Consider the following 21,942-nt stretch of genomic DNA (forward strand, 5'->3'; position numbering starts at 1 on the left):
TCAAGACGAGAACCGAGCCAGGAGTCTAGAAATGACATCGTTGTCAGATGAAACGCATCGCCCGGTCGCCCAGCGCGCGCGCCCCACGATGCGGCAGGTGGCCAAGCTTGCCGGGGTCGGGCTGAAGACCGTTTCGCGGGTGATCAACGGCGAACCGAACGTCTCGGAGGCGACGGCCGCGAAGGTGCTCGAAGCGGTTCGCGCGCTCGACTACAGGCCGGACATCCATGCCGGAAACCTGCGTCGCTCCGACCACCGCACGCGTACGCTCGGCCTGCTGCTCGGAAACGTGGCGAACCCATTTTCGGGCGCCATGCATCGCGCCATCGAAGATGCGGCGGGGGCGCACGGCACAGCGGTCATCGCCGCGAGCCTCGACGACGACCCGGGCCGCGAGCGCGGAGCCATCGACTCGCTCCTCCAGCGCCGCGTCGACGGGCTCATCCTGACCACCATCGAGAAGAGCCAGAGCTACCTGGGTGCCGAGCAGGAGCGCGGCACCCCGCTCGTCTTCGTCGACCGTGAGCCGTCGGGCATCCTCGCGGACAGCGTGGTGAGCGACAACGCAAACGGCGCATCCCTGGCGACCGCTCACCTGTTGGCACACGGCCACAGGAACATCGCCTTTCTCGGCGACAAGCACGAGATCTACACCGCCCGTGAGCGCAAGCGGGGCTTCCTCGAGGAGCTCGGGCGTGCGGGCCTGCCCGTCAGCGCGGCCCCTGCCGTGGACGACCTGACCGAGGAGGATGCCGCACGGCGGGCTCTCCTGCGCCTGCTCGACGGCCCGACACCCCCCACCGCTGTGTTCAGCGCCCAGAACCTGCTGACGATCGGCGCGCTGCGGGCCCTGCGGGAGCGCGGAGTGCATCACGACGTGGCCCTCGTTGGCTTCGACGACATCGTTCTCGCCGATCTGCTCGAACCTGCGGTCACTGTCGTAGCGCAGGACCCGAGAGCCATCGGCGAACTGGCCGCGGAGCGGCTCTTCGCCCGTTTGTCGGGCGACGGCACGCCGGAACGCGTGTACACGGTTCCGACGACGCTCATCACCAGGGGCTCAGGCGAGATCGCGCCTCGCCGCTGACGTCCGCGACCGCCGGCAAGCCGCGTCACACCGCATGCTCGCCTCGTGCGGCCGTCCCTAGGATGGAGCGCATGACCGAGGCGCGCTCTCAGCACACCCCTGGGCAGACGACCGCTGAGCCGGCGGCTCCCGCGCACGGGTCGGGCACGACGGCGATCATCGCCGCGTTCGCCGCGAACCTCGGCATAGCGCTGACCAAGATCCTCGCCTGGATCTTCTCCGGGTCGTCCTCCATGCTCGCCGAGGGCGTGCACTCGCTGGCGGATTCCTGCAATCAGATCCTGCTGCTCGTCGGGTCGAGGCGGGCGAAGCGCCGTGCCGACAGCGAGCATCCCTTCGGGTACGGGCGCGAGCGGTACGTGTACGCCTTCGTGGTGTCGATCATCCTGTTCTCGGTAGGTGGCGTCTTCTCCGTCTACGAAGGCATCGACAAGATCGCCCGCCCGCACGCGCTCGAGGTGTGGTGGCTGCCGCTGCTGGTACTGGTCGTCTCGATCGTGCTCGAGTCGTTCTCGCTGCGCACGGGCGTGCGCGAGTCAAGACCGCACAAGGGCGCCGGCACCTGGTTCGGCTTCATTCGCCGCGCCAAGGCGCCCGAGCTGCCCGTCGTGCTGCTCGAAGACGTCGCCGCGCTCACGGGCCTTGCCTTCGCGTTCATCGGAGTCGGGCTGACCATCCTGACCGGCAACGGCGTGTGGGACGGCATCGGCACAGTCTTCATCGGCGCGCTGTTGGTGGGCGTCGCCATCGTGCTGGGCATCGAGACGAAGAGCCTGCTGGTGGGCGAGGGCGCAAGCGAGACGGATGCCGCAGCCATCGAGCGCGCGATCCTGTCCGGCGGAGAAGCGGACCGCCTCATCCACTTCAAGACGCTGTACCTCGGTCCGGACGAGCTGCTGGTCGCGGCGAAGATCGCGCAGCCCGGCGGCCGCACGCTCGACGAGGTCGCGGCATCCATCGACGCCATCGAGGCACGTGTGCGTGCGGCGGTGCCGGTCGCGCGGGTCATCTACATCGAGCCGGATGTCTACCGCGACGCTGGACCGTCGGCGGCCGCCGCGCAAGCCGACGCCACTGAACGTGGCCCGTCGGAACAGCCGACCCTGTCCAGCCCGCAGACCGAGGCCATCGTCATCAAATCCGAGGACTAGCGCGGCGCGCCAGCCCGCGCGGCCCTTGGTGCCGCAGCGACAGCGGTAATCAGCTCACCGTGGGCGGCAACACCGACGAGACGAGGGCTTTCGCACGGGCACGAGGGCGTTGCAGCGAATCGCGGCCGGCGAATACCGCCAGGAACGCAGCGTGCAGCGCCGCCCCGGTGAGAAGGGATGCCACGGCATCCGCGTCAAAATCGGCGGGGAGCCGGCCCGCGTCGCGCTCGCCCTCCAGGTAGGCGCGAACGGCGCGCCCCGGTGCTTCGGGACCGACGCCACGCGTCTCGGATGCCCTGCGCTGGGCGGCGAGCAGGTCGGGCGAGGCGAAGATCGAAACCGCGATCGGGAACGACTCGAAATAGAACCGCATGAGCGCCTCAACGATGTGTTCGAGGTCACGGCGAACGTCGCCGCTGTGACGGTCGAGCGGCTCTCGGAACGAAGGCAGCCGCTCCTTGAGCACACCGACGAACAGCTGCAGTTTGTCGTCGAAGTGCTTGTAGAGCATCGCCTCCGAATAGCCGGCAGCGCGCGCGATCTCCTTCGTGGTCGCCGCAGCGATGCCTTTGTCACGCATCACAGATGCCGCCGCGTCGAGAATCCGATCGCGCGGCGTACGCGTTCCCTCCACGGATGCCCGTCCCTTCGCTTGCACCACCGCTCCCCTCCGATCGGCCCGCCCTGTTCGGTTGACCTGTTCTGCAGCTCCGGGTTCTGCGGATCTGCGTTCTGCGGATCCGCGTTCTGCCTATCTACGTTCTGCCGATTTGGGCGAGATCACTTGACAGGTGAGCGTCCACTAACCCTACAGTGATCATAGGTGAGTAAGTGTTCACTCACCAGCATACGAACAGCACCAACCGAAGGAAGACCTCATGCGCATCGCAGTCATCGGCGCGACCGGACGCACCGGGAGCCTCACAGTCACCTCCGCCCTCTCCAGGGGCGATGACGTGACGGCCATCACCCGGTCGCCGGAGAAGCTCGGCGACCTCGGCCCGCGCGTTCGGGTCGTGCAGGCATCCGCGACCGACGTCGACGCCCTGGCTCAGGGCATCCGTGACGCCGACGCGGTCGTGAGTGCGCTCGGGCACAGCTCATCGAGCGGCGAAGACGTGCTGGCCGAGGGCATCAGAGCCACCGTCGCGGCGATGGAGCGCACGGGCGTTCGCCGCATCGCCTTCATCTCCGCGGCCGGTCACTCGACTGACGGAGACGGATGGTTCACGCGAGCGGTCGTGAAGCCCCTGCTCGGAGCGTTTCTACGCAAGCAGTTCGCCGACACGAAGCAGGCCGAGCGGGAGCTGCTCTCGTCCGGCCTCGAGTGGACGATCGTGCGACCGCCCATGCTGCGCGACGGCGACGCCCGCGGCTACGTCTCGAGGGAGTGGCTGAACGTGCGCGGTCACTTCACGATGAACAGGTCCGACCTGGCGGATGCCATGCTCGACCTCGTGACGGATGCCCCGCCTCGCAGGATCTACTCCGTCGCGAGCGCAAAGCCCGGCGAGCAGAGGAGCGCTCGGACGACGCCGGGACGAGCGAAGGGACTCGGCTCGACATCCCTAGGGGCATGAGGCGGGACGCCTGAGGCGGGACGCCTGAGGCGGCCGCCTGGAGGCAGCGCGCCCGAGGCAGCGCACGTCGGCCGTCGTGTGCGGATCAGCGACGCTCGGCGAAGAACTCCGCGAGCAGGGCGCCGCAGGCATCCGCCTCCACTCCCCCGTACACCTCGACGCGATGGTTCAGGCGCCTGTCGCGAAGAACGTCGTAGACGCTGCCTGCCGCGCCGGCCTTGTCGTCCCACGCCCCGAACACCACGGTCGGCACGCGAGCGGAGAGTATGGCGCCCGCGCACATCACGCACGGCTCGAGCGTGACGACGAGCGTGGCATCCGTGAGGTGCCAGTCGCCCGTCGCCTCCGACGCACGGCGCAGTGCGAGGATCTCGGCGTGCGCCGTCGGATCCTGCCTCGCCTCGCGCTCATTGCGGCCGGCGCCGAGCACGAGCCCGTCGCCGCCGAGCACGATGGCGGCGACCGGAACGTCTCCCGTGGTCAGGGCGAGGCGGGCGTCGGACACGGCACGACGCATCCAGTGCGCCTGATCGATGATCGGCACCCTGCTCCCCTCGTCGTCCCGCTCGGGCTCACGACCCAGCCTTGGCCCGAAGGCGATTGAGCGCAGAGTCCGCCGAGCGCGCTGGCCGGACTCTGCCAGGTCCGAGCGTCTGAGCCCGCGATAGGTTTGAGCCTATGCGAGTGCACGTTGCAGATCATCCTCTGGTCACCCACAAGCTGACGGTGCTCCGCAACCGCGAGACCCCCTCGGTGACCTTCCGCGCGCTCGTCGAAGAGCTCGTGACGCTGCTCGCCTACGAGGCGACCCGCGGGGTGCGCGTGACCCCGATCGACATCGAGACCCCAGTCGCACGAACGACGGGCGTGACGCTGGCCGATCCGAAGCCGCTCGTGGTGCCGATCCTTCGCGCGGGGCTCGGGATGCTCGAAGGCATGGTCAAGCTCGTGCCTTCCGCAGAGGTGGGCTTCCTCGGCATGGTGCGCAACGAGGAGACCCTTCAGCCGACGACGTACGCCGAGCGACTGCCGGACGACCTCTCGAACCGGCAGTGCTTCGTGCTCGACCCGATGCTCGCAACGGGCGGGTCACTCGGAGCCGCCATCGAATTCCTCTTCAAGCGCGGCGCCGTGGATGTCACGGCCATCTGCATCCTCGCCGCCCCAGAGGGCATCGCTGCCGTCGAGCGCCTCACCGACGGCCGCGACGTGACCCTGGTGGTCGGAGCCGTCGACGAGCGGCTCAACGAACACGGATACATCGTGCCGGGCCTCGGCGACGCCGGTGACCGCCTCTACGGGCTGGTATGAAGCCCGAAGCCAGGCTTTCTTTTTGACAGCAGCGCGGGCATCCGCTTTACTGGCATGCATGACTGCACCCACGCGCACCCTGACCTCCTTCGAGGCCCTCGGGAACGCCGGCATGATGATGCCCGGCCGCGCAGCCGTCATGTGCTGTCGAATGTGTCGCTGATCTGACGACTCTTCGCCCGCGTCGCAGCTGATCCACCGAGACCCGAGGACCGACCGTCCATTGTCCCGGCACAGCAGCCAACGAGACCTCTGTCTCGAACCGACGCACCGGAAGCCGCATCCATCTCGCAGGTTTCCGCACCGGCCCAAAGTGGCCCAGCACAGAATCGAACCAGACAGCTTCGACGGCACATCATCGAAGCTCTCAAGCCGAACAGGCGCGACCCACCAGGTACAGCGCGGAACGGGTTCGACAATCTGCGCGCCAGCACACCCGGTTCATCGCATCATCATCTCGAGGACTTCACTCCCATGTCTCTTGCCACTGTCACCCCGCTGACCGACACCACCTCCACCGACGATCGCCGAGCCAGGCCGGTCGCTCGTGTCACGACTCCACAGGTCTCGCCCGCCGTAGCGCCCGCGACTCAGCGTCCGACGCATCCGCGCCGCGTTCACCCCGAGCAGCAGCAGCCACTGCAGCCGCTCCCCGTGCAGCAGCGGGTCACTCGCACGGATGCTCCCCCGGTTGAGGATGCCCCTGCCCCCGTGCGCATCAAGGCTGTACCCTCCGGCACGAGGGCCCGCGGATTCGCGATCTACGTCGGATTCGACGAAGACAAGGCGGCCGCCGCCGGAACGGATCTCGGCCACGTGGTCGAGGCGCTCAAGCGGCTCGCCGCCGAGATCGCCCCCGGGTCGGAGACCTACGCGGCGGTTGCACTGGCGCCCGAGACCGCAGGAGGCCGCGACATCGACGTGGTTCGGCTCGCCCTGCAGGATCCCGCCGCCGTCGCCCGCAGCCGCCAGGCTGCCGACCCCGCACAGGATCGCGCAACAGGCGTCGTGGTCGACATCTCGCGCAAGCGCCTCCTGCTCGACAACGACCCCATCCCGCTCACCTACAAGGAATTCGAGCTGCTGCAGTACCTCGTACTGCGCGAGGGTCGCACCATCGACCGCGCGGAGCTCATCTCCTCGCTCTGGCAGGCGGGCGACGACGACGTTCCCAACGAGCGCACGATCGACGTGCACATCCGTCGCCTCCGCTCCAAGCTCGGACGCTACGAAGACATCGTGCGCACCGTGCGTGGCGTCGGCTACCGGTTCGATCGCCACGCCGACGTCACCATTCGCCACGCAGGTGCACCCAGCCCCGATCTGTTTTGATTTGTGCGCCGCGCGAGCGGCGGCGCACCGCAGTTGGCAGAGCAGACGGTCCCGATCGATGCGCCGTCGCGGCCGCCGCATCGGCTAGCGTGTTGCGCTCTCGAGACGGCTGGGTTGCCCCGGTCCCTAGCGCCGCGCGAGCGGCGGCGCACCGCAGTCGGCAGAACACGTGGCCGGGATCGATGCGCCGTCGCGGCCGCCGCATCGGCTAGCGTGTTGCGCTCTCGAGACGGCTGGGTTGCCCCGGTCCCTAGCGCCGCGCGAGCGGCGGCGCACCGCAGTTGGCAGAGCAGACGGTCCGGATCGATGCGCCGTCGCGGCCGCCGCATCGGCTAGCGTCTCGCGTTCCTGAGACGGTTGCGTTGCCCCACTCCTTTGCGCCGCGCGAGCGGGGGCGCCGGGTCAGCGGCGGCGGCGGTCAGCGGAGGGCAAAGCCTCCGTCGGAGGTGAGTACCTGGCCCACGATCCAGCGCGCATCGGGCGAGGACAGCCAACCGATCAGGCGGGCCACGTCCTCCGGTTGACCGAACCGGCCGAACGGCATCGACGTCAGCACGTCTGCGACCGTGTCTGCCGAGCGGTCGCTCGTGTCGGCGTCCAGGTAACCGGTGTTGACGGGACCGGGGTTGACGGTGTTCAGCAGGATGCCGCGCGGCAGCAACTCCGCCGCCACCGTGGGCGTGACCCCGGCAAGAGCCGCCTTGCTCGCCGCGTACGCGACCTCGCCTGGCATGGGTCCCGAGTGCTGGCCCGACGTCATCCAGATGACGCGGCCCGTCGCGAACTCGTCGACCGGTACGGCCACCCGCTCGCGTTCGCCAGGCGCCGCTGCATGCTGCGCATCCCTCTGCCCGCCCTCGTGCTCGCGCCCGCCGCCGAACTGCTCCGCGAACCAGCGTGTGAGCAGCAGTGTGGAGCGGGTGTTCACGTCGTAGTGGCCGGAGATCTTCTGCGCGGTCATGTCGAAGATCGACCCGTCGCCGCCGCTGCGCGCGTGGTTGCAGACCAGGATGTCGACGCGTCCCAGCGCGCGCACCGCTTCGTCGATCACGCGCGAGGGGGCATACGGGTCGGAGAGGTCCTCGGCGATGTCACCGAATCGTGCTTCGGGCGCGAGGTGCTCGCGGATGCCGGCGCGCACGGCATCCAGATCGTCGCTACCCCACGGCTGGTCCGCGTCGTGCGCAGCGTGGTGCTGGATGAACACGCTCGCGCCCAACTCGGCCAGCCGGCACGCAACGGCGTATCCGATACCGCGGCGGCGAGAGACACCCGTGACGACTGCGGCGTGGCCGGCCAGCGAATGGTTCGGCGGCAGGTTGTCTGTCATGACCTTCCAGCCTAGGGCGAAGGAGCCACGGGCAGATGAGGCAAGGCCCAAGGAGCGTGGGCTGTTCTGGCTTGCTGTCGCCCAACAGCGGTTGAGCCCGCGCGCCGTGGAAGCAGCTTGCGGTGTTCACCGCGACGTCACGGGCGAGGCGTAGCGTCGAAGGCGACGACCGTTCGCGACGGCGGACGGTGGATAGGCGGGAGGCGCCATGGCCACAACCCAGCAGCAGGTGCAGCACGTCATCGACGAACACCTGAACGAGTTCGAGCTGCCAGGCGTGCTCAGTGTGCGCGCCGGATTCCGCATGCGCGACGGCTGGATCACCGGCGAGCGGGCCGTCGTCGTGACGGTCGCTCCCGTTCGCCCGGCCGGCACATCGGCGGTCACGACATTGCCCACGGAGGTCGGTGGGGTACCCGTAGACGTTCGCACCGCGTCGTCCGCTAAAGCGGCGCAGTTGACGGGCGTCAGCACACGCACGGCGGGGGGCGAACAGCGGCGACTCGCTCCCGATCAGGGTGCCGTGCCCGTGTTCCCCACCGAGCACGCGATCGCGTCCGACCAGCACGCGACCTACGAAGCGGTCGCCGCGACCGGCGCCGGCGCTGCCACGGTGACCGGGCATCCACTGCAGACGGATGCCGCTGCCACGAAAGAGCGCATCGACTACACGGCGCCGAGCGGGGAGCCGCTGCAGCCGGTGAGCGGTGACATCCAACTCGAGCTCAGCGCCAGCCCGGATGCCGGCTGGCCGGTGCTCGCCCAGTTCCTGTCCGGCACGCAGAAGACCCTCACCGTGGGCCTCTACGACTTCACCTCCGCGCACGTGCTGACCCGGTTCGAACAGGCGGCGGCCGGCAAGGGTGTCGTGTTCGTGCTCGACCACCCGGCGAAGAATCCCACCGCGGACCAGACGGACGACGACACCGTCGCCGCCCTTCGAAGCTCGCTCGGCACGGGCTTCGATCAGGCGTGGGCGCTCGAGCGCGCTGACCCGCACGCGGCCGCCTGGATCTATCCGTCGGCCTATCACATCAAGGTCGCAGTACGGGATTCGAGCGCAGTGTGGCTCTCGAGCGGCAACTGGAACAACTCCAACCAGCCGGACATCGACCCCGTGCACGTTCCGGCGGACGCCGCAGAGGCACGCACGCGCGACCGGGACTGGCACGTCGTGATCCACGACGAAACGCTCGCGAACGTGTTCGAGGCGTACTTGAAGCACGACCACACGGTCGCCTCGCAGCATCAGGCGGCATCCCCGGCATCTGCCGCTCTCGATGCCGTGCAGCTGGTTCAGCCGCTGGTGCAGACTCCGCCCTTCAAGAACTTCACCGCGCCGGAGACCCTGACCGATCACATGACGATCACACCCGTACTCACGCCCGACCCCGGTGTCTACGCGGATGCCGTGCGTTCGCTGATCGAATCCGCGACGGCATCCCTGCACCTCCAGTTCCAGTACATCGAGCCGCCCTCCACCAAGACGGCGGCCTCCGCAGGCTTCTCCGCCCTCATCGACGCGGTGATCGCGCGACAGAACGCCGGTGTCGAGGTGCACATCATCATGAGCCAGTACGAGACAGCCGGATACCTGGAGCAGCTGCAGCAACTCGGACTCGATGTCGTACACAACGTGAAGCTGCAGAACAACGTGCACAACAAGGGCATCGTCGTCGACGGGGCGCGCACGCTCGTGAGCAGCCAGAACTGGTCGACGGCGGGCACACTGCAGAACCGTGATGCCGGCGTCATCATCGATAGCGCGCGCGTCGCCGCGTACTTCGACGCGATCTTCCAGCACGACTGGGAGAACCTCGCCAGGCAGCAGGCACACGAAGACTGAGGGGGGCTGGGGTTTCGATACGCCCGCTTCGCGGGCTACTCAACCCGCGGTGCGCACGCCTCGCGGGCTACTCTCCCGCGGTGGGGCGCCTCGCGGCTACTCTCCCGCGGCGGGCTCGAGGGCGTACCAGCGCACGCCGTGCTCGGGAACGGATGCGCGGATCATCCCGTCGCTCACGGTCGGATCCGCCTCGGTCCAAAGGTCTCGGAGGCGCCACTCGCCGAAGCGGTTCTCGCCGACGATCGACGAGACCGGTACCGAGACCTCTGAGCCACCGGCGACCGTCGAAAAGAGCGCGACGAAGTGCCGGTCGGGGTCTGCCGACCTCGCGGCCCACACGATGTGCTCGCCGCCCGAACGCGGCTCGCGCAGGATCTCGGCGCTGTCGCGGGCCTCGGAGAGAACCCTCCCCAGCCAGGGATTGGCGAGGAGTTCGACGGTGCGTCCGTCGCTCGATGGCAGGTCACCGCCCACCATGAGGGGCGAGCGCGCCATCACCCAGAGCGTGAGAACAGTGCGCTGTTCGTCGAGTGTGAGCAGGCTGTCGCGAGGCTCCCCGCGCTCGGCGCGCAGCCCGATCCGTCCTAGCGGAAGCATGTCGGCATCCGCCCAGCCACCTGGCTCCTGCAACGGTGCCCAGCGCGCAAGCCTGGCGAACTGCGCATACACGTCGTCCCACCTGTCCCACAGGTCGTCGGAGATTCGCCACATTTGCGCATTGGCGCGAAGGTGGTCGAGATGCCGTGTCGAGAGACCGGTTCCGGGTGAGAGCGAGAGCACGATAGGGCGCCGCGAGCGGGCGATCGCCCGCGAAAACGCCTCGATCTCTTCCGCGTGATACGGCGCCAACATGTCGTCCACCTTGAGGTAGTCGATGCCCCACTCGGCGTACTGCGCAACCTGCGCGTCGTAGTACGCCTGCGCGCCCGGATGGGCATGGTTCAGCCCGTAGTTGTCGCGGTTCCATGGGCACACGCTCTGTACGTCTGCGACTTGCCGCGCGGTGTACTCCGTGCCGAAAACCGGAAGGTCGCGTTCCACCGCCTCACGTGGGATGCCCCGCATCACGTGGATGCCGAAGCGAAGTCCAAACTCGCGCACGGCACGGGCAAGAGGGCCGAACCCTGCGCCGTCGCCTGCCGACGGGAAACGGTTCGGCGTGGGAACGAGCCGGCCCCAGGCATCCATGGTCGGACGCAACGGCTCGTTGTAGCCATGCGCGTGGGCGAACGGGTCGAACCAGGCGGCATCGATGACGACAGTGTTCCAGCCTGCCGCAAGAAGCCGGTCGTGCATGAACTCCGCGTTCGCCAGCACCTCTGCTTCGGTGATCGTCGTTCCGTACGAATCCCAGCTGTTCCATCCCATGGGCGGCGTCGGGGCAAGAGCGGTCACGGGGGTCCTCGTCGTCGTGGTTCCGGGGTGGTGGACAAGTGCAGGCTGCCGAAAGAGTAGGCCCACATAGAACCCTCGTGCAACGTTGCAAGAAAAACCCGTTCGCCTATTGCGCTTCGATCCGGCGCTGTGCTTTTCTTTCTTGCAACGTTGCAGGAACCGTTCGTCCGACCGCTTCCTGCTCGAAGGGACGCCCCGAACCGGGGCGCTCACCTAAACCGGCCGCAGTGTCGCGCGCCGGACACGTATTCCGCATTGGAGGGGAATCATCGTGAGAAGAAAGTCCCGTCTGGCCGCAGCAGCGGCCGCGACACTGGCCGTCGCCGTCGCTCTTGTCGGCTGCTCGTCAAACAACTCGAGCGGATCGGCCGCGAACTCCGACATCACGTTGTGGTCGTTCACCGGCATCAATGCCAAAGCAGACGTGCAGGCGTACGAGAAGTCGCACCCAGGCGTGCACATCAAGCTGACCGAGGTCGGCAGCTCGACCGACACGGCCCAGGCACTGACCGCGGCACTGGCGGGCGGGAAGGTGCCGGACGTCGTGCTGATTCAGGCTGCGGACCTGCCGAAGTTCGTCGAGAGCGCCGACAACTTCGTCGACCTCAACACGCTCGGGGCGAAGAAGATCTCGAAGGACTATGCCCCGGCCATCTGGTCGCAGTCGGTCGCCTCCGGCGGACAGGTGATCGGAGTGCCCACCGACGTGGGCGGCATGGCTCTGTCGTACCGAAAGGACTTGTTCGCTGCCGCGGGCCTCCCAACCGATCCCGACCAGGTGAGCGCCCTGATGCCCACCTGGCAGGACTTCCTCAAGGTCGGCAAGGAGTACACCCAGAAGACGGGCAAGCCGTTCATCGACAACGCAGAGACCTCGATCTTCTACCAGGCCATCGGTCAGGTGTCCGAGCAGTTCTACGACAACAAGACCCGCAAGCTCGACTACCAGAACGACCAGATCAAGTCGGCGTTCAAACTCGCGCTGACCGGGGTGACCGACGGCATCACCGCCAACCTGACCTCCTTCTCCACCGGGTGGAGTGCCGGGCTGCAGAAGGGCGCCTTCGCCGCAGTGGCAACGCCGTCATGGATGCTCGGCTCGGTCAAGAGCAACGCGCCTGACACGAAGGGCGATTGGGCCATCGCAAAGATCCCGGGGGTGTCGGGCAACTGGGGCGGCAGCTACCTCGCGATCCCGAAGCGCGCGGCGCATCCGCAAGCAGCCTGGGACTACATCAAGAACTCGCAGTCGCCGTCGTCGCAACTGAACCACTTCCTCGACAGCGGTGCTCTTCCGACCACGGTCGCCAACTACACGAATCCCAAACTGCTGCAGAAGACCGATCCGTTCTTCTCCGACGCTCCCGTCGGCAAGATCTTCACCGAATCGATCACGGGCCTGAAGCCGTTCTACGTCGGACCCGACTCGGCACAGATCGGAACCGACTTCCTGAACGCCATCATCAATGTCGAGAACAAGAAGATCTCGGCTGATCAGGCGTGGGCGAGCGCGCTGAGCGCCATCAAACAGGACATCAGCAAGTAGCGGCCGGTTCGACTGCGAGGTTCACCAATGACTACCGCTGCTCCTACGCTGGCGCGACCAGCGACCGCGCTCGGGCGCATCCGGGAAAGCATCCCCGAACGATTCGCTCCCTACGCGTACATCGCGCCGTTCTTCATCCTGTTCGCCGTGTTCGGCCTGTTCCCGCTGGCCTTCACCTTCGTCATTTCGCTCTTCGACTGGAATCCCATCGGCACGAAGACGTTCGTCGGACTCGACAATTTCGGCACACTGCTCTCGGACACGAGGTTCTGGAACGCGGCAGGCAACACGCTGTCGATCTGGTTGATGTCGACCATCCCCCAGTTGCTCATCGCGCTGGCGCTCGCTCACCTGCTGCACGCAGCGCGCATGCGTTTCGCGAACTTCTTCCGGATGTCGTTGCTCATTCCGTACATCACCTCGATCGCGGCGACAGCCATCGTGTTCTCGCAGCTGTTCGACGCGCACTACGGTCTGGTCAACTGGGTCCTGAGCCTGTTCGGCGGCAACCCCGTCAACTGGCTCGCTGGGCGGCTGTCGAGTCAGTTCGTGATCGCGGTCATGATCATCTGGCGATGGGTCGGTTACACGACACTGCTCTACCTGGCTGGGCTGCAGTCCATTCCGCGTGAGATGTATGAAGCCGCCTCGGTCGACGGTGCTGGAGGGTGGCGGCAGTTCACCTCCATCACCGTGCCGTCGCTGCGGCCCATCATCATCTTCACGGTCATCACATCGACCATCGGCGGCCTGCAGATCTTCACGGAGCCCCTCCTCGTGAACACGGGCTCATCGCTCACCTGCGGTGCAGCGCGGCAATGCCAGACGCTGACTCTGTATTTGTACGAGCAAGCGTTCGGCGACTACAAGTTCGGCTACGGGGCGGCGATCGGCGTAGCGCTCTTCGTCATGGTCGTCGTGATCGCCGCCATCAACTTCGCGTTGTCCACACGGTTGCGGGGGTCGCACTGATGTCCAGCACGGCAACTCGACTTCGACCGGATGCCGTTGCCCCTGAGAGATGGCTCGACCCGCAGCGTGCCCCGCGTCGCCGGCACATCGGGCGCGTTCGTTGGTGGGTCTACGTCATCCTCATCGCGGCGGCGATCGGCAGCATCTTTCCGCTGTACTGGATGTTCGTGGTGTCGTCGACCAACACGGCCGCGGCATCCCAGCTGCCGCCGCGCGTGATTCCAGGCGGCAACTTCTTCGACATGGTCGGCGTCGTCTTCTCGACCGTGCCGTTCGGCCAATCGATCCTGAACAGCGTCATCATCGCCGTCGCGATCGGCGGAGGCCAAGCCGTGCTGTGCGCGCTCGCCGGCTTCGCTTTCGCGAAGCTGCGCTTCCGGGGACGGAACGCGCTCTTTCTCGTGGTGCTGCTGACCATGACCGTTCCTGCTCAGCTCTCGATCATCCCGCAGTACATGATCATCAGCACGTTCAACTGGGTCGACACCCTTCAGGGAGTGATCTTCCCGGGTCTCGCGAGCGCGTTCGGGATCTTCTGGATGCGTCAGCATCTGTCGTCGACGATGAGCGACGAGCTCATGGGCGCCGCGCGTATCGACGGCGCGAACAGTTGGCAGATCTTCTGGCGGATCGCCTTCCCGATCGTGCGTCCCGCCGCCTTCGTGCTCGGGTTGCTCGGATTCGTGACCAGCTGGAACGACTTTCTCTGGCCGTTCATCGTGCTCAAGTCGCCGGAGAACTACACCGTGCAGATCGCCATCCAGGCGCTGCAGAAGAGCTACACGATCAATCTCGGGCTGGCCATGACCGGGTCGTTCCTCGCGACGCTCCCACTGCTCATCGTGTTCTTCTTCGTCGGACGACGCCTTGTGGCGGGCATCATGGACGGAGCGTTCAAAGGATGAGCGGAGCCGCACGCCGCGCTGCAGAGCGTGTGCCTCCATGACCCGCGCTGGAGCATCCTGAACAGTAGGACCCCGAGAAGGAGCAACTATGGCCGCGACGCTACGAGACGTCGCCCGCCTTGCCGGAGTCTCGTTCCGAACGGTCTCGAACGTGGTCAACGGGTACAAGTACGTCAGCGAGGCCACTCGAACCAAGGTTGAAGCGGCCATTGCAGAACTCGACTATCAGCCGAACTACTCTGCTCGCAGCCTGCGGCTGGGGCGCAGCAACCTGCTCGGCCTCGCCGTTCCGACCCTCACCCAGGGCTATTTCGCGGAGCTGGCATCCGAGATCATCGACATCGCGCGAGACCGCGGCTACACCGTTCTGACCGAGCAGACCAACTCCACTCGGGCACTCGAACTGGATGCGCTTCAGGGTGCTCGGCGCCAGATGACCGACGGCCTGCTCATCAACCCGCTAGCGCTGACATCCGAAGACGCCCGGGTGTTCGCCACCGAACGACCCGTCGTGCTCCTCGGCGAGAACGTGTTCTCGCCGGAGGTCGACCACGTCACCATGCGGAACGTGGAAGCCGCTCAAGCCGGCACGGAGTATCTGATCGACCTCGGTCATCGGCGGATCGCCCTGATCGGCCGCACGGATGCAGCGGGCCCGGCCCTCGGGACCTCCGTGCTCCGCGTCGAGGGCTACCGCCGCGGCCTGCAGACCCGCGGCATCGATCGCGACCCCGAGCTCGAGCTGCCGACCGGCGCGTGGGCGTACGAAGACGGCGGCTCGGCAGTGCGTTCGCTGCTCGATCGCGGAATCGAGTTCGACGCCGTGTTCGCGGTGACCGATGTTCTCGCTATCGGCGCGCTGCACGAGCTCCAGGCATCCGGTCTGGACGTGCCAGGAGACGTGTCGGTCCTGGGGTTCGACGACCTCGTCGAGAGCAGGTACACCACCCCATCGCTCAGCACGATCGATGGAGGTCGACGACGAATCGCCGACATCGCCGTGGATGTGCTGCTCAATCGGATCGAGTCCCCTCGAGCGCCCGTCGCCTTCCGCGAAGTCGACTTCGAACTCATCCCGCGCGGCTCGACGGGCTCCCGACCCTAGTCGTACCGTCCGTTCGCCACTCGGTCGCTCCAGCACGCCCGGCACGGCGCCCCGTTGCACCCACCACCCACCACGAAAGGCTTATGTGCTCCAGCCCGTGAACCCGGTACTCGCCGGCTTCTATCCCGATCCCTCGATCTGTCGTTCAGGCGATCGCTACTACCTCGTCAACTCGACATTCGAGTACTTTCCCGGCCTGCCCATCCATGCCAGCGACGACCTCGTGTCGTGGGCGCCGATCGGGCACGCCGCCGTCACAGCAACCGACATCGACTTCTCGTCCATCGCCGACTCGAAAGGGGTCTACGCTCCCACCATCCGCTACCACGACGGGATCTTCTACATCGTCTGCACGCTCGTCGGCGACGGCGACGAATCGAGCTTCATCGTGACGGCCACCGACCCCGCCGGGCCCTGGTCCAAGCCCACCTGGGTGCAGGATGCCGACGGCTTCGATCCTTCGCTCCTCTTTCACGACAGGCGCGCGTATTGGTGCGCCACGAGGATCAAGCGGCCCAGCGAGTACGACGGCCAGTGCGAGGTGTGGGTGCGTGAGATCGACGTGGAATCCGGCGTCTTCGCCAGCGACGAGACGATCGTCTGGCAGTCCGCGCTTCGGGACGCCACGTGGAGCGAAGCGCCGCATCTTTTCGAACGCAACGGATGGTTCTACCTGCTGACCGCCGAAGGCGGCACCTTCCGCGACCACGCCATCGTCATCGCGCGCTCGAGGTCTCTCACGGGACCGTACGAGAACTGCCCGCGCAATCCCATCTTCACCCACCGCCACCTGGGTGCCGCGTACCCGGTTCAGAACGTGGGCCATGCCGACTTCGTGGAACGTGTTGACGGCTCCTGGGCTGCCGTGCTCCTTGCCGTCAGGACCATCGACGATGAACACATCCTGGGCCGCGAGACATTCGTCGCCGACGTCGTCTGGGAAGACGATTGGCCCGTTCTCAATCCGGGCGTCGGCGTCATCGCCGACGTCGGAGATCGACCGGTCGCGACCACCAGCGAACCCGCCACGATCGGCGATGCGCTGGCCGTGCGGGGAACGACGGAGTTCGCGCACGAGCGGGCCGACGGCATCCTTCTGCGCTCGACGGGTGCTGCGGTCACCGGCGACGGTCATCCGGCAGCCCTCCTCTATCGGTTGCGCCATCACCATGCCGAGGTCGGCGTGTCGTTCGAGCGCATCGTCGAGGGCGCCGTCGTTGGGCTTCTGCTGCGCCAAAGCTCCAGCTACTCGATCCGGCTCGAGCTGGCACAGGCGCTGGTGCGCGTCATCCGCCGGGGCGCGGGAGTCGACGAGGTGGTCGAGGAGTGGACCTGTGATGCCACGGCTCCCCTGGTGACGGCTCGGTTCGAGGGGTCGAGCGTGTCGTTCGCGGTCGACGGGCGCAGGAGCGCGGCGATACCCACCGACGTGCTGAGCACGGAAGTCGCGGGTGGATTCGTCGGGACCGTGTGGGGGCCGTACGTCGAGGGGGATGCCGGGACGGCGACCGTGCTCGTGCGGAGCACGACGTACGTCGGGTGAGTCGGCTGGGGTGCCGGGGCTTGGTTTCGATACGCCCGCTTGCGCGGGGGCGTCAGGGCAGGAGGATGATCTTGCCGCGCACCTCGCCGGACTGCCCTGCTCGGTGGGCCTCGGCGGCATCCCGTAGCGAGTAGGTCGCCCCGATCTCGACCTGGAACGTGCCGTCGGCAAGGCCGGCCAACGCGGCCTCGAGCCCCTCAGCGCGCAGCGCCTCCTCTTCGGGCGTCAGCGGCACGGGACTCCCGCCCGACCACGCCTTGATGCCGAGCTCCGCCGCCTTGGCACCCACGACGATGGTTCCGATGTGGGAGCGGTCTGCGACCAACTCGAAGGATGCCTGCAGTGCGGCATCCGTTCCGGCCATGTCGAGCACATAGCCCACGCCCTGCGGAACGGCCTCGCGCACCCGCTCGACCAGCCCGTCGCCGTACTCGAGCGCGATGGCGCCGAGCTCGCGAACACGGTCTAGATTCCGGGGGCCGGCCGTTCCGACGACGGTGACGCCGCGAGCTCGCGCGAACTGAAGCGCGGCCTGCCCGACGGCTCCGGATGCGCCATGAATGAGGAGCACATCTCCCTCGCCCGCTCCTATCGAAGCGACCGCCTGGTAGGCGGTGCCCGCCGGCACGCCGAGGGCCGCGGCATGCTCGAACGACACATTCGCCGGCTTGCGCACGAGCTTGCCCCCCGATGCAACGATCTCGCTCGCGTATCCCCCGCTCGCGCCACGCACCACGACCTCGTCGCCGACGGACCAGTCCTCCACGCCTTCGCCCACCACCGAGACGACGCCCGAGACGTCGAGCCCCAACCGCCGGGGCTTCTCGATCGGATCGGACGGGCGGGTGCCCTGCCGCAGCTTCCAGTCGATCGGGTTGACCCCAGCCGCCTTCACGTCGATGCGCACCTTGCCCTCGCCCGGCACCGGGTCGGGATACTCGGCCGCCTCGAGGACCTCGGGTCCGCCGAATCGTGCGTACTGGATCACCGTCTGCATGAAGCCTCCTCGAGTCGTCCTCTCACACTATGGGAGTGGTACGGAGCGCTGGTTGGGTAGCGGTTCCACCGGCGCCCGCACCTCCCGCGGCGGCGCTGTGGGCAGCGGGCCCATGAGGTAGCCGTGCACGGTCGGGCCGAGGTGGGCGACGATCCACTCTGTGTCCGCCGAGGCGAGGGGCTCCCATCGCAGCACGTAGCGGGCGAGCATGAGGCCCGCGACCTGGCTGGCGAGCAGAGCTGCACGGGTGTCGACCTCGTCCGGGCTCGGCGAGAACCGCGTGACCACCGGACGCACCGCGCGCTCGAGGATGAACGTACGAGCGCGCGCGGCAAGCGCCTGATTGCGTGTCGCAGTACGCAAGACCGCCGTGAGGGCCGATGCGTGAGCATCCCAGGTGCGTACGAGCGTCGAGAGAAGCTCGCGCGCGGCATCCTCGGGAGCTGCGTCGAGTACGGGCGTGATGACATCCCGCGGGTCCACCCGCAGATTCGTCACTGCCTCGAAGAGGCCGCCCTTCGAACCGAAGTAGTGAGCGATCATGGCCGGGTCCACTCCGGCGCGCTGGGCGATCTCGCGCGTCGTGGCGTCGTCGCCGCGATCCGCGAACACCTCGCGCGCGGCATCCAGCAGCTCCTGCCTGGTGGTGGACTTACCGGGCCGGCGGCCGCTCACGCCGCGGTCCCCGCATGCTCGGCCGCACCGAGCGAAGCCGAGGCCTCGCGATCGAGCAGCACCATGGTCTCCTCCAGGGTCGCGGGGACGGGCTGCACGCGTGCCCGGATGCCGGCGAGCGCGTGAACGACGTCATCGCGCAGGGCATCCTCACCGCCCTTTTCGGCGCGTCCGGCCACGCGGATGCTCCGCCCGCTCAGCATGATCGGCAGGCCGGAGCGGTCCAAGACCTCGAACAACCGCTGCCACGACACCCCGGGATCGTCGCTCGTGACGAGAACGGCCCGTGCGCCGGCGGTGAGGTCGTGCACCCTACCGGAGCCCACCATCCGCCCCTGTGAGAGCAAAGCGAGCCGCGTGCACTGCTCGGCCTCCTGTAGGTAGTGAGTGGTCACGATGACGGCACGACCGGCATCCGCCTGAGCATGGATGACGTCCCACAACCTCGCTCTCGCGAGCGGATCGACCCCGGACGTCGGCTCGTCGAGCACGAGCAGCTCGGGCCCGTGAGAGAGTGCCAGCACGAACGCGAGCTGGCGTTGCCGCCCGAGTCCGATGTCGCCGACCACCGCCGAGCGCACCTGAAGCAGCGGCCCGGGGAGTTGAGGCTTCGGCACGTCGTAGACCCTGGACAGGAAGGCCACATTCTCGCGAACGCTCAGCGTCGTGTAGAGGCCGAGCCCCTGCGGAACGTACCCGAGCCTCCGTCGGGAGGCGTTGCTCGGCAGGGCGCCGAACAGTGTCGCCTCGCCCTCGTCCGCTCGCTCGAGGCCGAGCATGATGCGCAGCAGTGTCGTCTTGCCCGCTCCGTTCGCCCCGATGAGGCCGACCACCTCACCGGGGCGCACGTCGAGGCTGACGTCGTCGAGGGCGGTGGCATGCCCGAAGTGCTTCGTGATGTGTCGGGCGGCGGCGGCCGCATCGGATGACTGCTGGTCGCGCCGGTCGAAACCGGGGACCGGGCGGGTTTCGGCGGACACGGGGCGGGCCTCGACGCGCGGTGGCTTGGTTTCGACAGGCTCAACCGGCGGTGGCGGCTCAACCGGCGGGTTCGGCTTCACGCCCGGGTCCGGGTGTGCCGCAAGGGACAGCGCGATCAAGGCGTCTTCGAAGTCCGGATGCTCGACGCGCGTACTCGCCGCGAGCTCACCCGTCTCGGGCGGCCACCACACGTGGCGCTCGGTGCCGCGGCGCCACGTGCGATCCGCGATCGCGGAAGGCACGGCATCCGGGTCGTCGAGTGTTGCGATGCTGCCCGGCACCGACGCGATGATTTCGTCCGGCGTGCCTGCGGCGAGCGTCCGTCCGGCATCCAGCGCGAGCACGGCTGCCGCCCGCTGCGCCTCATCGAGGTAGGTGGTGGCCATGACGACAGTGGTGGCCGTTCCGTTGGTCGTGGAGCCCGCCGTGGCGCTGATCAGGCGCCACAGCTCGACCCTGCTCACCGGGTCGACGCCCGTGCTCGGCTCGTCGAGCAGCACGAGCTCGGGTTCGTGCAGGATCGCCAGCAGGAATCCGAGCTTCTGCCGCATGCCGCCGGACAGCGCGTTGCCTAGGCGACGGTCGGCATCTGCGAGACCCGCGCGCTCGAGAAGCTCGGCCGAGCGGGAGCGGATGCGTGCGGCGGGCATGCCGTACGAGCGCCCGACGAACTCTAGGTTCTCCTGCACCGTCAGCGTGGGCCACACGCCTGACGTCGCCGGCTGGTACCCGAAGCGGGTGCGGTCTACGGTGCGGATGTCTCCGGCATCCGCCTGCACGCGACCTGCGAGCGCGCGCAGCAGTGTCGACTTGCCCGCGCCGTCCCCTCCGACGATCGCCGTGACCTGGCCGGGCTGGGCCTCCAGCGTCACGTCCCGGAGCGCCTCGGTGTGCCCGAATCGCACGGACAGGCCGTTGACGCCAAGAGCGGACGCGGCGTGGGCGCTCACTGCGCGACCTCCGCCGCGTGCCGCGGTGAGGCATCCGTCTCGACTTTCGCACGCTGCTTGACGGGCGAGATGCTGCGGCTGAGTCGTACGACGGCGAGGCCGAAGATCACGACCGCCATCGCCGCGAGGATGACGAGCGGGAACCACAGCGAATCCCATCCGGCGCCGCGGATCATCACGCCCTGCGAGATCATCGTGAACCACGTGAGGGGCAGGCAGTAGCCGATCCAGCGCACGCCCGCCGCCATAGCGGACAGCGGGAAGATCATGCCGGAGAGCAGGATCTGCGGCAGTAGCACCATGAACGCGAGCTGAATCGCCTGCCCCGTCGTGCGCGACACCGACGATATGAGCACGCCGAGCCCAAGCACCACGAAGAGGAACAGTGCGGCGCCGACGATGAAGATGAGCGGATTGCCGTTGAACGGGACCCCGAACAGCAGCAGCCCGAGCACCGTGATGAGCGCCATGTCGAAGCACGCCAGCAGGAAGTACGGCGAGATCTTGCCCAGCACCACGGCGCTCGCCCGCAGTGGCATGACCGCCAGCTGCTCGAGTGTGCCCGCCTCGCGCTCTCGCACCAGACCGATCGACGTGATGATCGTGCCGATGAAGGTGAGGATGAGCCCGATGATCGCCGGCACCATGACCCAGGAGGTCTTGAGGTCGGGGTTGAACAAGGTCGTGACGGTCAGCGACGGCGGGGCGCGGTGCGCCTGTGCTTGCGCGGCGGTGGCCTGGGCCTGCTGCGACAACTGCTGCTGCATCTGGGCGAAGATCGTGCGCGCCGCCTGTGCCGCGAACAGGTTGGAGCCGTCGATGTACACGTGCGCCGAATACCCGGCGGATCCCTCGGGTCCCGGCACCAGCTCCGTGTAGATCGCCACGTCTGCGCGGTCGTCGCGAAGCTCGCGCGTGGCATCCGATCTCGTTCCGCTGCTGTCGGTCGAGATGACGTCGAGATGGTCTTTCAGTTTCGAGTTGTCGTCGATGAGCTTCTGCACGCTCGTGGCGTTGCTGCCGTAGACGGCGACGGTCAGCCGATCGACGGTGAAGTTGGCCGCGTAGCCGAAGATGATCAGCAGCAGAAGCGGCATCACGATGAGCAGCGCGAGCGTGCGTCGGTCGCGGCGCAGCTCCTGGAACTCCTTGAGCACGATCGCGCGCATGGTGACCTCCTCGCCGTCGACTGCGTGAGCGGATGTGGCCCACGGGTTCATAATTCATCGTTTGGTG

Annotated in this window: 19 protein-coding genes; 11 read left to right on the plus strand and 8 right to left on the minus strand. The window is 67.6% G+C overall.

Going from position 1 to position 21,942, the window contains the following annotated elements; translation table 11 throughout:
• The first annotated feature begins 31 nt into the window (after positions 1-31).
• Together ACO2Q7_RS13990 and ACO2Q7_RS13995 are read left to right on the plus strand one after the other, a co-directional pair.
• The gene (locus ACO2Q7_RS13990) at positions 32-1,087 is read left to right on the plus strand and encodes a LacI family DNA-binding transcriptional regulator (RefSeq protein WP_423356313.1); all 1,056 of its coding nucleotides are present in this window, start codon (positions 32-34) and stop codon (positions 1,085-1,087) included.
• Between the two features lie 71 nt (positions 1,088-1,158).
• Positions 1,159-2,238 (plus strand): cation diffusion facilitator family transporter, encoded by a 1,080-nt coding sequence (locus ACO2Q7_RS13995; RefSeq protein ID WP_423356314.1) that lies wholly within the window; start codon positions 1,159-1,161, stop codon positions 2,236-2,238.
• Between the two features lie 49 nt (positions 2,239-2,287).
• Here ACO2Q7_RS13995 and ACO2Q7_RS14000 read toward each other — a convergent pair whose 3' ends face one another.
• Positions 2,288-2,899 (minus strand): TetR/AcrR family transcriptional regulator, encoded by a 612-nt coding sequence (locus ACO2Q7_RS14000; RefSeq protein ID WP_423356315.1) that lies wholly within the window; start codon positions 2,897-2,899, stop codon positions 2,288-2,290.
• A gap of 217 nt (positions 2,900-3,116) precedes the next feature.
• Between ACO2Q7_RS14000 and ACO2Q7_RS14005 the strand changes: the two genes are divergently transcribed.
• On the plus strand, positions 3,117-3,818 hold the full coding sequence (locus ACO2Q7_RS14005; protein WP_423356316.1) for an NAD(P)-dependent oxidoreductase: 702 nt from the start codon (positions 3,117-3,119) through the stop codon (positions 3,816-3,818).
• 85 nt (positions 3,819-3,903) lie between these two features.
• On the opposite strand, the gene tadA is transcribed toward ACO2Q7_RS14005, so the two are convergent.
• Positions 3,904-4,362 (minus strand): tRNA adenosine(34) deaminase TadA, encoded by a 459-nt coding sequence (tadA, locus tag ACO2Q7_RS14010; RefSeq protein ID WP_423356317.1) that lies wholly within the window; start codon positions 4,360-4,362, stop codon positions 3,904-3,906.
• A 134-nt stretch (positions 4,363-4,496) separates the two neighbouring features.
• Between tadA and upp the strand changes: the two genes are divergently transcribed.
• A complete protein-coding gene (gene upp / locus ACO2Q7_RS14015; RefSeq protein ID WP_423356318.1) occupies positions 4,497-5,129 on the plus strand; it encodes a uracil phosphoribosyltransferase in 633 nt (210 codons plus the stop codon).
• Between the two features lie 474 nt (positions 5,130-5,603).
• Complete coding sequence (locus tag ACO2Q7_RS14020) at positions 5,604-6,461, plus strand: winged helix-turn-helix domain-containing protein (protein WP_423356319.1); 858 nt, start codon at positions 5,604-5,606, stop codon at positions 6,459-6,461.
• Positions 6,462-6,879: 418 nt separating this feature from the next.
• On the opposite strand, the gene ACO2Q7_RS14025 is transcribed toward ACO2Q7_RS14020, so the two are convergent.
• Positions 6,880-7,791 carry an SDR family oxidoreductase gene (locus ACO2Q7_RS14025; protein WP_423356320.1) on the minus strand — a complete coding sequence of 304 codons (912 nt, stop codon included), beginning with the start codon at positions 7,789-7,791 and terminating at the stop codon, positions 6,880-6,882.
• A gap of 208 nt (positions 7,792-7,999) precedes the next feature.
• Between ACO2Q7_RS14025 and ACO2Q7_RS14030 the strand changes: the two genes are divergently transcribed.
• Complete coding sequence (locus ACO2Q7_RS14030; protein WP_423356321.1) at positions 8,000-9,637, plus strand: phospholipase D-like domain-containing protein; 1,638 nt, start codon at positions 8,000-8,002, stop codon at positions 9,635-9,637.
• 96 nt (positions 9,638-9,733) lie between these two features.
• Here the strand turns inward: ACO2Q7_RS14030 and ACO2Q7_RS14035 are convergent, their stop codons facing one another.
• Complete coding sequence (locus ACO2Q7_RS14035) at positions 9,734-11,032, minus strand: glycoside hydrolase family 27 protein (protein ID WP_423356322.1); 1,299 nt, start codon at positions 11,030-11,032, stop codon at positions 9,734-9,736.
• A gap of 271 nt (positions 11,033-11,303) precedes the next feature.
• On the opposite strand from ACO2Q7_RS14035, the gene ACO2Q7_RS14040 reads away from it, so the two are divergent.
• From ACO2Q7_RS14040 to ACO2Q7_RS14060, 5 genes are all read left to right on the plus strand, one after another.
• Positions 11,304-12,578, plus strand: coding sequence for an extracellular solute-binding protein (locus ACO2Q7_RS14040; RefSeq protein WP_423356323.1), 1,275 nt, complete (start codon positions 11,304-11,306; stop codon positions 12,576-12,578).
• A 27-nt stretch (positions 12,579-12,605) separates the two neighbouring features.
• Positions 12,606-13,550, plus strand: a complete 945-nt coding sequence (locus ACO2Q7_RS14045; RefSeq protein WP_423356324.1) for a carbohydrate ABC transporter permease — start codon at positions 12,606-12,608, stop codon at positions 13,548-13,550.
• On the plus strand, positions 13,550-14,455 hold the full coding sequence (locus ACO2Q7_RS14050) for a carbohydrate ABC transporter permease (protein WP_423356325.1): 906 nt from the start codon (positions 13,550-13,552) through the stop codon (positions 14,453-14,455). Before ACO2Q7_RS14045 ends, ACO2Q7_RS14050 begins: the two co-directional genes overlap by 1 nt.
• A gap of 88 nt (positions 14,456-14,543) precedes the next feature.
• A complete protein-coding gene (locus ACO2Q7_RS14055) occupies positions 14,544-15,560 on the plus strand; it encodes a LacI family DNA-binding transcriptional regulator (protein WP_423356326.1) in 1,017 nt (338 codons plus the stop codon).
• A gap of 85 nt (positions 15,561-15,645) precedes the next feature.
• Positions 15,646-17,103, plus strand: a complete 1,458-nt coding sequence (locus ACO2Q7_RS14060) for a family 43 glycosylhydrolase (RefSeq protein WP_423356327.1) — start codon at positions 15,646-15,648, stop codon at positions 17,101-17,103.
• 52 nt (positions 17,104-17,155) lie between these two features.
• Here ACO2Q7_RS14060 and ACO2Q7_RS14065 read toward each other — a convergent pair whose 3' ends face one another.
• From ACO2Q7_RS14065 to ACO2Q7_RS14080, 4 genes are read right to left on the minus strand one after another with little or no spacing between them, the layout of a single operon-like run.
• On the minus strand, positions 17,156-18,100 hold the full coding sequence (locus tag ACO2Q7_RS14065; RefSeq protein WP_423356328.1) for an NADP-dependent oxidoreductase: 945 nt from the start codon (positions 18,098-18,100) through the stop codon (positions 17,156-17,158).
• Between the two features lie 27 nt (positions 18,101-18,127).
• Complete coding sequence (locus ACO2Q7_RS14070; RefSeq protein WP_423356329.1) at positions 18,128-18,775, minus strand: TetR family transcriptional regulator; 648 nt, start codon at positions 18,773-18,775, stop codon at positions 18,128-18,130.
• On the minus strand, positions 18,772-20,706 hold the full coding sequence (locus tag ACO2Q7_RS14075) for an ATP-binding cassette domain-containing protein (RefSeq protein ID WP_423356330.1): 1,935 nt from the start codon (positions 20,704-20,706) through the stop codon (positions 18,772-18,774). Before ACO2Q7_RS14075 ends, ACO2Q7_RS14070 begins: the two co-directional genes overlap by 4 nt.
• Positions 20,703-21,926: an ABC transporter permease gene (locus tag ACO2Q7_RS14080; RefSeq protein ID WP_423356331.1), complete on the minus strand. Its 1,224-nt coding sequence runs from the start codon at positions 21,924-21,926 to the stop codon at positions 20,703-20,705. Before ACO2Q7_RS14080 ends, ACO2Q7_RS14075 begins: the two co-directional genes overlap by 4 nt.
• Positions 21,927-21,942: the final 16 nt, after the last annotated feature.

Origin of the sequence: Rathayibacter sp. KR2-224, assembly GCF_049446075.1 — a bacterium.
Lineage (GTDB): Bacteria > Actinomycetota > Actinomycetes > Actinomycetales > Microbacteriaceae > Humibacter.

Coding starts and splice junctions, on each gene's coding strand:
- ACO2Q7_RS14020 (WP_423356319.1), top strand. CDS start 5,604: ATGTCTCTTGCCACTGTCACCCCGCTGACCGACACCACCTCCACCGAC.
- ACO2Q7_RS14030 (WP_423356321.1), top strand. CDS start 8,000: ATGGCCACAACCCAGCAGCAGGTGCAGCACGTCATCGACGAACACCTG.
- ACO2Q7_RS14080 (WP_423356331.1), bottom strand. CDS start 21,926: ATGAACCCGTGGGCCACATCCGCTCACGCAGTCGACGGCGAGGAGGTC.
- ACO2Q7_RS14045 (WP_423356324.1), top strand. CDS start 12,606: ATGACTACCGCTGCTCCTACGCTGGCGCGACCAGCGACCGCGCTCGGG.
- ACO2Q7_RS14005 (WP_423356316.1), top strand. CDS start 3,117: ATGCGCATCGCAGTCATCGGCGCGACCGGACGCACCGGGAGCCTCACA.
- ACO2Q7_RS13990 (WP_423356313.1), top strand. CDS start 32: ATGACATCGTTGTCAGATGAAACGCATCGCCCGGTCGCCCAGCGCGCG.
- ACO2Q7_RS14025 (WP_423356320.1), bottom strand. CDS start 7,791: ATGACAGACAACCTGCCGCCGAACCATTCGCTGGCCGGCCACGCCGCA.
- ACO2Q7_RS14055 (WP_423356326.1), top strand. CDS start 14,544: ATGGCCGCGACGCTACGAGACGTCGCCCGCCTTGCCGGAGTCTCGTTC.
- ACO2Q7_RS14065 (WP_423356328.1), bottom strand. CDS start 18,100: ATGCAGACGGTGATCCAGTACGCACGATTCGGCGGACCCGAGGTCCTC.
- ACO2Q7_RS14050 (WP_423356325.1), top strand. CDS start 13,550: ATGTCCAGCACGGCAACTCGACTTCGACCGGATGCCGTTGCCCCTGAG.
- ACO2Q7_RS13995 (WP_423356314.1), top strand. CDS start 1,159: ATGACCGAGGCGCGCTCTCAGCACACCCCTGGGCAGACGACCGCTGAG.
- upp (WP_423356318.1), top strand. CDS start 4,497: ATGCGAGTGCACGTTGCAGATCATCCTCTGGTCACCCACAAGCTGACG.